General features: G+C 50.0%; 9 protein-coding genes and 1 pseudogene. 3 read left to right on the forward strand and 7 right to left on the reverse strand.

Annotation, left to right across the window (positions count from 1 at the left end):
• Positions 1 to 785: hypothetical protein (locus tag AB1690_11395; GenBank protein ID MEW6015916.1), on the reverse strand; the 785-nt coding region annotated here is incomplete at its 3' end.
• A gap of 388 nt (positions 786 to 1173) precedes the next feature.
• Positions 1174 to 2232, reverse strand: coding sequence for a flavodoxin-dependent (E)-4-hydroxy-3-methylbut-2-enyl-diphosphate synthase (ispG, locus tag AB1690_11400; GenBank protein MEW6015917.1), 1059 nt, complete (start codon positions 2230 to 2232; stop codon positions 1174 to 1176).
• Between the two features lie 97 nt (positions 2233 to 2329).
• Here ispG and AB1690_11405 point away from each other — a divergent pair, with 97 nt between their 5' ends.
• On the forward strand, positions 2330 to 2731 hold the full coding sequence (locus tag AB1690_11405) for a hypothetical protein (protein MEW6015918.1): 402 nt from the start codon (positions 2330 to 2332) through the stop codon (positions 2729 to 2731).
• Here the strand turns inward: AB1690_11405 and AB1690_11410 are convergent.
• Positions 2674 to 3084, reverse strand: coding sequence for a YraN family protein (locus AB1690_11410; GenBank protein ID MEW6015919.1), 411 nt, complete (start codon positions 3082 to 3084; stop codon positions 2674 to 2676). The genes AB1690_11405 and AB1690_11410 overlap by 58 nt on opposite strands.
• Positions 3085 to 3095: 11 nt before the next feature.
• The gene (locus tag AB1690_11415) at positions 3096 to 3764 is read right to left on the reverse strand and encodes a ribonuclease HII (protein MEW6015920.1); all 669 of its coding nucleotides are present in this window, start codon (positions 3762 to 3764) and stop codon (positions 3096 to 3098) included.
• A gap of 212 nt (positions 3765 to 3976) precedes the next feature.
• Between AB1690_11415 and AB1690_11420 the strand changes: the two genes are divergently transcribed.
• The gene (locus AB1690_11420; protein ID MEW6015921.1) at positions 3977 to 4723 is read left to right on the forward strand and encodes a class I SAM-dependent methyltransferase; all 747 of its coding nucleotides are present in this window, start codon (positions 3977 to 3979) and stop codon (positions 4721 to 4723) included.
• A 67-nt stretch (positions 4724 to 4790) separates the two neighbouring features.
• Here the strand turns inward: AB1690_11420 and AB1690_11425 are convergent, their stop codons facing one another.
• Positions 4791 to 5639, reverse strand: a complete 849-nt coding sequence (locus AB1690_11425) for an NAD(P)-dependent oxidoreductase (GenBank protein MEW6015922.1) — start codon at positions 5637 to 5639, stop codon at positions 4791 to 4793.
• 23 nt (positions 5640 to 5662) lie between these two features.
• On the reverse strand, positions 5663 to 6565 hold the full coding sequence (locus tag AB1690_11430) for a DMT family transporter (protein MEW6015923.1): 903 nt from the start codon (positions 6563 to 6565) through the stop codon (positions 5663 to 5665).
• A 162-nt stretch (positions 6566 to 6727) separates the two neighbouring features.
• On the opposite strand from AB1690_11430, the gene AB1690_11435 reads away from it, so the two are divergent.
• Complete coding sequence (locus AB1690_11435) at positions 6728 to 7198, forward strand: superoxide dismutase [Ni] (protein ID MEW6015924.1); 471 nt, start codon at positions 6728 to 6730, stop codon at positions 7196 to 7198.
• A gap of 264 nt (positions 7199 to 7462) precedes the next feature.
• Here the strand turns inward: AB1690_11435 and AB1690_11440 are convergent.
• Positions 7463 to 7539, reverse strand: a pseudogene (locus AB1690_11440) (IS3 family transposase).

The raw sequence follows: 7539 nt of genomic DNA on the forward strand, positions 1-7539 counted from the left end.
GCACAAAGACTTAGCATCTGTTCCTTGTCTGGTTCTCGGTCAAGCAGACCGGCTTTTCTCAATTCGTCAATAATATACATAACCGTGGAAGCAAATCGAGCATCATAGAGCCTGCCCCATCCGACCTTAGCTCCGGCTTGAACAGCAAGTCTAGTATAGTGCGCCTTGCCGCTTACTTCACTTGTCGACCGCCGCTTCCATGTATGATTCGTGTCTGGGTAATTTTCCCGTGTCCACTCACTCTCTCGAGAAGACTTCAAACCCCTCATTATGGAGAAATACAGGTCGCCTGTCACACCGAGCTCAACATAAAGGTCGCCGAGCAAGTAGCTCCCGCCTGTCATTCCCGGGCCCAATTTCACCTGATATTCAGTTTGTTGATGCCGTCCATTGCTAACATATCGAAATAGCTCATCGCTCAGTTCTTCGCTCCGTTGTGGTGTTGAATTCTCATTGACGGAAAATTCGGAAAGAAGTGAGAGCGAATAATATCTTTGCAAGGAATAGAAGTAATATTTCGAACTACTCATTAATTTGAGATTGCCTATCGATTGCTCACTTCTGTTGTTTTGCAAGTTCCAGGCATCATCATATTGCCAAATCTTCCAAGTATTGTCCTCCACCTGACGAGTACTCCCGCTCCCTTCCACCCTCCACTCAAAATCCCGGAACCGCTCCGGGATGAAGCTGGTGACCGTAAAGACGCTGTCCCCCGCCTTCGCTTCATTCATCGTCGCGCAAATGGAAAAAAGCGGCATCAGCATCAAGAATATAGATTTTTTCATAGAATGCCTCCCTGATGGGACTGAAATTATAGTAAAATATACCCCCTTATCTCCATTTCGTCAATCGGAAATTAGCAAATGATATCAGGCGCCCGGCTGCGGCCGGCTGTTTGGTCTACTCGGAGATTGCAGATAGTTTCACCCGCACAGTTTGGCAATCAGCAGCGGCACGGTTAGCCAGAGAAGCCCCTTAACCGTAAAGAAAACGACGCCCCAGAAACCAAGTTTTTTGAGATAATTCTTAGTCATTAAACAAGAATGTCGGGTCTTTCATCTTCATACCACCCTGAACCATCCCGATTCGGACTCAGAACCCGACCTGCATCCTGATATTTTAGACTCCCCACCGCAAGCGGTGGGGCACCAATTTTGGAACTTCCATTCCTCCTCACTCTCCGCCGGTCATCTCCTCTATCTCTTTGAGAAGCGTCTCCTCCAGTTCCTTCTCGGTCACCTTCCCGATAATTTTTCCCTTCTTGAAGAGAATCCCGAGACCGTCACCGCCGGCAATGCCGACATCGGCCGCGGTGGCTTCACCGGGACCATTAACGATGCAGCCCATCACGGCAACCTTGAGCGGGGTTTTGTAATGACGGGTCTTCTTTTCAATCGCCTCCGCCAGCGGAATCATATCAATCTGGCATCGTCCGCAGGTGGGACAGGCGATAACATCTACTCCCTCTTTTTTCAGCTCCAGCGATTTCAGAATCGCTTTGCCGACTTTCACTTCCTCCACCGGGTCGGCCGAAAGCGAGACTCTAATGGTGTCGCCGATGCCGTTAATCAATATCGCCCCCAATCCGACCGCCGATTTGAGCGAGCCGGTCTGAAGGGTTCCCGATTCGGTTATCCCGAGATGAAAGGGATAATCGACTTTTTCCGCCAACATCATATATGCCCAGTACGCCGTATTGACATTGGTCGATTTGAGCGAGATAACGATATCCTTGAAATTCTTATTCTCCAGGATTTCAATCTGGCGCAACGCCGCCTCGACAAACCCTTCCGGATTGTCGTGCCCGTATTTCTCCAGCAAATCTTTGGGGAGCGACCCGGAATTAACGCCGATTCGTATCGGCACACCGGCATCTTTTGCCGCCGCGGTTACCTCCTGCACTTTCCAGTCGGCGCCGATGTTGCCCGGATTGATTCTGATTTTGTCGATGCCCTGACGAATCGCTTCCAGCGCCAGTTTGTATTTGAAATGGATATCCGCCACCAGCGGAATGGATATCCGCTTCTTGATTTCCCCCAACTTGGATGCCGCGTTGTCATCCAGCACCGCCACCCGCACAATCTCGCAACCTTCGGCAATGAGACGCTGAATCTGGGCGACAGTGGTATCGACATCACGAGTATCGGTGGTGGTCATTGACTGAACCGCTATCGGAAAGCCGCCCCCGATAATACAATCGCCTATTTTGACCGCCCGGCTTTTTCTTCGCATCGGCGGATATTTTAGTTCCATATATATATTGACCAATCGATATAACCTTAATAATTTAACAGAATTACGGATAATTTCAACCGGAAGTTGGCTGAAGTTGATTTTGCGGATAATTGCGGTTCTTGTGTCAATCGGGCTGATGGTTGCCGGTTATCTTTATATTAAGGACTGGAAACAGGAGAAACTTGAAGCCGAATACCGGAAATATGCCGCCGTTGTGACCGTGACCTCCCTCGCGGCCGAACTTTACCGCAACGACAAGCCTCGCTTTTTGACTGTCCGGGACTCGATTCTGACCGCACACGCCGTGAGCCGCGAAGAGATGCTCTCTCTGGTTGAAAAATTCCGAACCGAGAGATGGGTCCCGGCAGATTTCTGGAAATATGTTTCGGAGATGACCGATTCGGTTGTCCGGGCAGAGGATTCGGCTTTGAGGATGACTCAAAAAGACTCTTCGACATCATTCGCGCCGGCGCCGGAATCATCCGATTCCAGTTGAAACGCCCCTGGAAAATGTTCCAGGGTTCCCTCGTAAATCGTAATCACATCAAATCGAAATTCCAATCCCCGCAATCCCATCTCTGTAATGAACCGCTCCGCCGCCAGCGCCAGGTTTTCCCGCTTTTTTCTATCGACCCGGTATGCCGGGTGTCCGAATCTGTCCCCGCGGCTTCCTTTTACCTCCACAAACGCCAGCGTTTTATCTTTTCGGGCAACCAAATCTATCTCTTTATGCCCCGCCTGCCAGTTGCGCGCCAGAATCTCATACCCCCTCTTAACAAGATACTCTTCGGCTTTCCGCTCGAACTGGTCCCCCCTTGCCCGCGATGATTTCTTTTGCTGGTGAGACAAACTGGTATGGCTTATTTGCCGCCTCGCGGCACCGGAATGAATTCTTCCACCGGACGGAAACTCTTCCGGTGAATATCGGTTGGCCCATGAGTCTTAAGTTCGCTCAGATGTTGCGGGGTAGGATAACCCCGGTGCACGGAAAAGGAGAATTCGGGATAGATTTCCTGATACTTGTCCATTATCCGGTCACGGGTCACTTTGGCGATAATCGATGCCGCCGAAATGGAGGCGCAGAGCGAATCACCGGAGACAATTGCGATTTGCGGCAGTTCGAGGTTGGGAATGGTATGATTGCCGTCCACCAGCACGAATTCCGGCTTCCGCGAAAGCGACATCACCGCCTTCCTCATAGCCAGAAGCGACGCCTTCAGGATATTCATCCGGTCAATGGTGATATTGTCTATAATTCCCACAGCGCACGAGGCGCCGCAGCCCGCTATTTCATCAAATAGTTCTTCGCGTCGTCGCGGTGTCAATTTCTTGGAATCATCCAGCCCCTTAATCACCGTATCTTTCGGAAGAATCACCGCCGCCGCCACCACCGGACCGGCTAAAGGTCCCCGCCCGGCTTCATCGACTCCCGCAATAGACTCAAACCCTTTATCGAAAAGCGATTTTTCCACCTGCGTTAAATCAGGAAGAAGCGCCAGACCGTGATTAATTCTTAGCGTTGCCGTCATTGATTACCACCAGGATTAATATAAGGCGCCGGCGAAATGATACAAGCGAAATTTCTCCATATTAAAGGTATCGTCACCTTGAAGCGGTCAGTTTAGAAAATTCCGCAGAGTTATCTATCTCGCCGGGGTAAAGGCAATACCCTCCAATTGCCCTTTTCTTTCATCTTCTTTATATTTCTGTTATGCGTCCCAAAATCGGTTCCGAAGAGACGATGAGGCTTTACAAAGACCTCGCCTGGCTCTGGCCTATAATCTCGCCGCCGGAGAGTTATATTGACGAAGGAGAGCTCTTCATCCGGAAACTCCATGAATATGGCGGTGGTAAGGTCCAACATATCCTTAATCTTGGCGCCGGCGGAGGGCATCTCGATTCTATCCTGAAAAGAGCCTTTAAGATCACCGCGCTGGATATCAATCCCCAGATTCTCCAGTTAGCCAAAAAACTGAATCCCGAGGTGGAGTATCGGATTGATGACCTGCGAATCGCCCGTCTGGGAAGAAAATTTGATGCTGTCGTCATTCATGACGCCATCTGCCATATGACCAGCCTCGAGGAACTGCGCGCCGCCTTTCTCACCGCCCATACCCATCTTGAACCGGGCGGCGTCATGATTACTTTCGTAGAAGAATGGCCTGAGCACTTTGTCCAGAACCGCACGGTCGTTTCGCAGCATCGTCAGGGAGAGATTGAAATCACCTATATCGAGAACAATTACGACCCGGAACCAAATGACGGCAACTATGAGTGCACTTATGTCTATCTTATCCGCCGTGAAGGGTATCTTGATATCCAGACCGACCGGCATATACTCGGTATTTTCCCGCTTGCCGACTGGATTAGTACTCTAAGGGAGGTTGGCTTTGAGGTCAAGGAAGACCGCTTCGAATTAAGCAAGTCACCTGATGCGACGTCTTTGCAAGATGACTTCCTGCCAATATTAATTGGAGTGAAAAAGTGAATGAATTTACGCCTGACGAATAATCATCAGCAAGGTATTTGCCCGGATGATAGGGCGCCTGGTTAATTCATCCCTTAAACAGCTTATAGACCGCCGAGAAATCTTCCTTCTCTGACCCTTCCCGAATCGCCATTCCGAAAAGCTCCTTTATGACACTGCCGGTCAGAAGGGGACGTTTCATTTGACGCGCCAGGTCCTGAAGATAATGCAGGTCTTTATGAATCATCGCCGACGAAAAATGCGGCGAGAAATCTTCTTTCAGCAGTTTCTCTCTTTTCCCGTTAAGCACACCCGAATCTCCCGCCCCTTTGGAGAGGATCTCAATCACTTTCTCCCGCTCCACCCCGCAGGCTTCACCAAAGGCGACGGCCTCGGCAAGAACCGCCATCAGGTTCCCCAGCACCAGATTATTCACCAGTTTCATCCTGGTGGCTACTGCTGCCTCTCCCATATAAAAGATATTCTTCCCCATCTTCTCGAAATAGGGCAACATCTTCTCGTAAGCCTCTTTCTCCCCGCTGACCAGCACGGTCAGAAGCCCTTTTGACGCCGGAACGACACTCCCCAGCACCGGCGCCTCCAGATAGAATCCCCCGGCTTTTCTAACCTGGTTGTGGAATCCGGCAACGGCATCAAAATGATTGGTAGTGTGGTCAATAATGACCTTGCCGGAAATATCACCGCTCAGTAAACCTCTCTCCCCTTCCAGGACTTCCCTTACCGCGCCGCTTTCGGAGAGGCAAAGCGCAATTATGTTGTTTTTCGAAATCAGTTCTCCGGGTGATTTCGCCACCGCCGCCATACCGGTCGCTTTTGATATGCTGCGGTTCCAGACCGACAGCTTTACTCCAGCCTCTATCAATCGTCCCGCAATCGCTTTCCCCAGCGAGCCCAGTCCAATGAATCCCGTTTCCATTTCTTACCTCGCCTCTTTCGGCATTATCCAAATGTAACCAGCAACGCCCCGGCAACCGCCAGAATTATCCCAAACACCCGTCGGGCAGTAACCGGCTCTTTCAAGAATATTACGGCTAACAGGAAGATAAAAATATTGGTAGTTTGATTCAAGGCGGCGGCAATCGATGCCTGCGTAAATTTCAGGCCGGTCAGCCAGAGAAGCATCGAAAAATATGCCCCGGCAAGCGACCCGGCGATGGTAAATCCCCAGCCGCGACGATTCATTCCCGGCGCCAGAATCAGTTTCCGCCCCGGATGTAACGCCAGAAGGGCTGTCACAAATATTATTCCGCTCAGAAGTCTTACCTCGGTTACCCAGAGAATTGGCGAGCGCTCCAGGACCGGCTTCATCACTATAACGCCAATTCCGCCTGCCAGATATGATAGTGCCCCCAGCGATATCCCGAGCCAGAGACGTTTCTTGTCTGCGGGAGCGCCATTGTTTTTGTTTTTGATCACCGTTGTCAGCACTGCCGCTACAATGAGTGATGCCCCGGCAAGCTGCATCCAGGTCAGTCTCTCATCCAGGAATAATACCGATAAGATAATGATAGTCGGGCTGTACAGGCAGGCAAGAATCGCCGCCAGTCCCGCCCCCAGAATATTCAAACTGGTCAGAAACAAGGTATCGGCAACCGCCAGCCCCAGAAAACCGCTCAGGAATAGCAGGAGATAATCGGAAACAGGCGCATCATGAAACAGAGTCTGCCCGAAAAGATAGATGGTCGGAAGAAAGAGAAGAAACGCCAGAATATTCTTGAAGAGGTTAAGACCGAGAGGGTGGAATTTTTCTCCGCTCTTTTTGAATAATATTACCGCCACAGCCCAAACCAGCGCCGTGACCAGCGCGATTATCTCGCCGAAATATGCTGTTTCACCGCTCACTTTTTTCCTATTTCAACTGCCGTTTGAAGGGTCATGCATTATATTGGCGGGGAAAGTAATAAAGAGCGGCGGCAATAGCAAGAGGAGGTCTCAAATTCGCTTTAGCCGCCTCTGTTGGATAAACCGTATTAAATCCGATTGTTGATTAAAGGAAAGGAGAGTATGATGAAAAGCCTGATGATTGTTTCACTGGGAATTATCTTTAGCATTTTTTTGACGGCGACAAATCTTTCGGCGCACTGCGAAATCCCCTGCGGCATCTATGAGGATTCCACCCGCTTTTATCTTATATCCGAAGATATCGCCACTATTGAAAAATCGATGGACCAGATAACATCGCTTTCCGCCACCGCCGACAAGAACTATAATCAGATTGTCCGGTGGATTACCAATAAAGAAGCCCATGCCGACAAATTAATGGAGATTGTCTCGCAGTATTTTCTGACCCAGCGGATTGCTCCGGTGGCGCCTGAGGACAAGGCGAAATATGATGAGTATCTCAACAAGGTTTCGCTACTGCATCAGATGCTGGTGGCGGCGATGAAATGCAAACAGACCACCGATAAGACCCACATCGAGACGCTGAAAAATCTGCTGGCGAAATTCCGGGAGGCATATTTTAAAGGGAAATAAGGCGGAAATTTAAGAGTTGGGGTGTCGTGCGCTTCGATGAACAGGAGTGATGGGTTTTTCGTCCTCCTGAAGCGCTACTATCGCCAATCGGGCTCAGACTGTCGGTGCATAACCTGAAGAAACAAAGAATAACAGCGGGTAATCAGTGAACTAACAGGAATGAAGAGTGTCAAGACCGACCGACCGACAGGGGAAGTGCCATTGGGGTCGAGGGTCTGTGCTTCCCCCGATTTGTGGGACACGTAAATAAGCATAACTGTTTTCATTTTCGAAATCAACCGGGCTTAAGTATTTCAGAGTTGAGTGTCGTCTTTGACGATTATAATATATCTCAATCCAAG

This window comes from Candidatus Zixiibacteriota bacterium (assembly GCA_040753495.1).
In the GTDB taxonomy this organism is placed as follows: Bacteria; Zixibacteria; MSB-5A5; order GN15; family PGXB01; genus DYGG01.

Coding starts and splice junctions, on each gene's coding strand:
- ispG (MEW6015917.1), bottom strand. CDS start 2,232: ATGCGAAGAAAAAGCCGGGCGGTCAAAATAGGCGATTGTATTATCGGG.
- AB1690_11415 (MEW6015920.1), bottom strand. CDS start 3,764: ATGACGGCAACGCTAAGAATTAATCACGGTCTGGCGCTTCTTCCTGAT.
- AB1690_11420 (MEW6015921.1), top strand. CDS start 3,977: ATGAGGCTTTACAAAGACCTCGCCTGGCTCTGGCCTATAATCTCGCCG.
- AB1690_11425 (MEW6015922.1), bottom strand. CDS start 5,639: ATGGAAACGGGATTCATTGGACTGGGCTCGCTGGGGAAAGCGATTGCG.
- AB1690_11435 (MEW6015924.1), top strand. CDS start 6,728: ATGATGAAAAGCCTGATGATTGTTTCACTGGGAATTATCTTTAGCATT.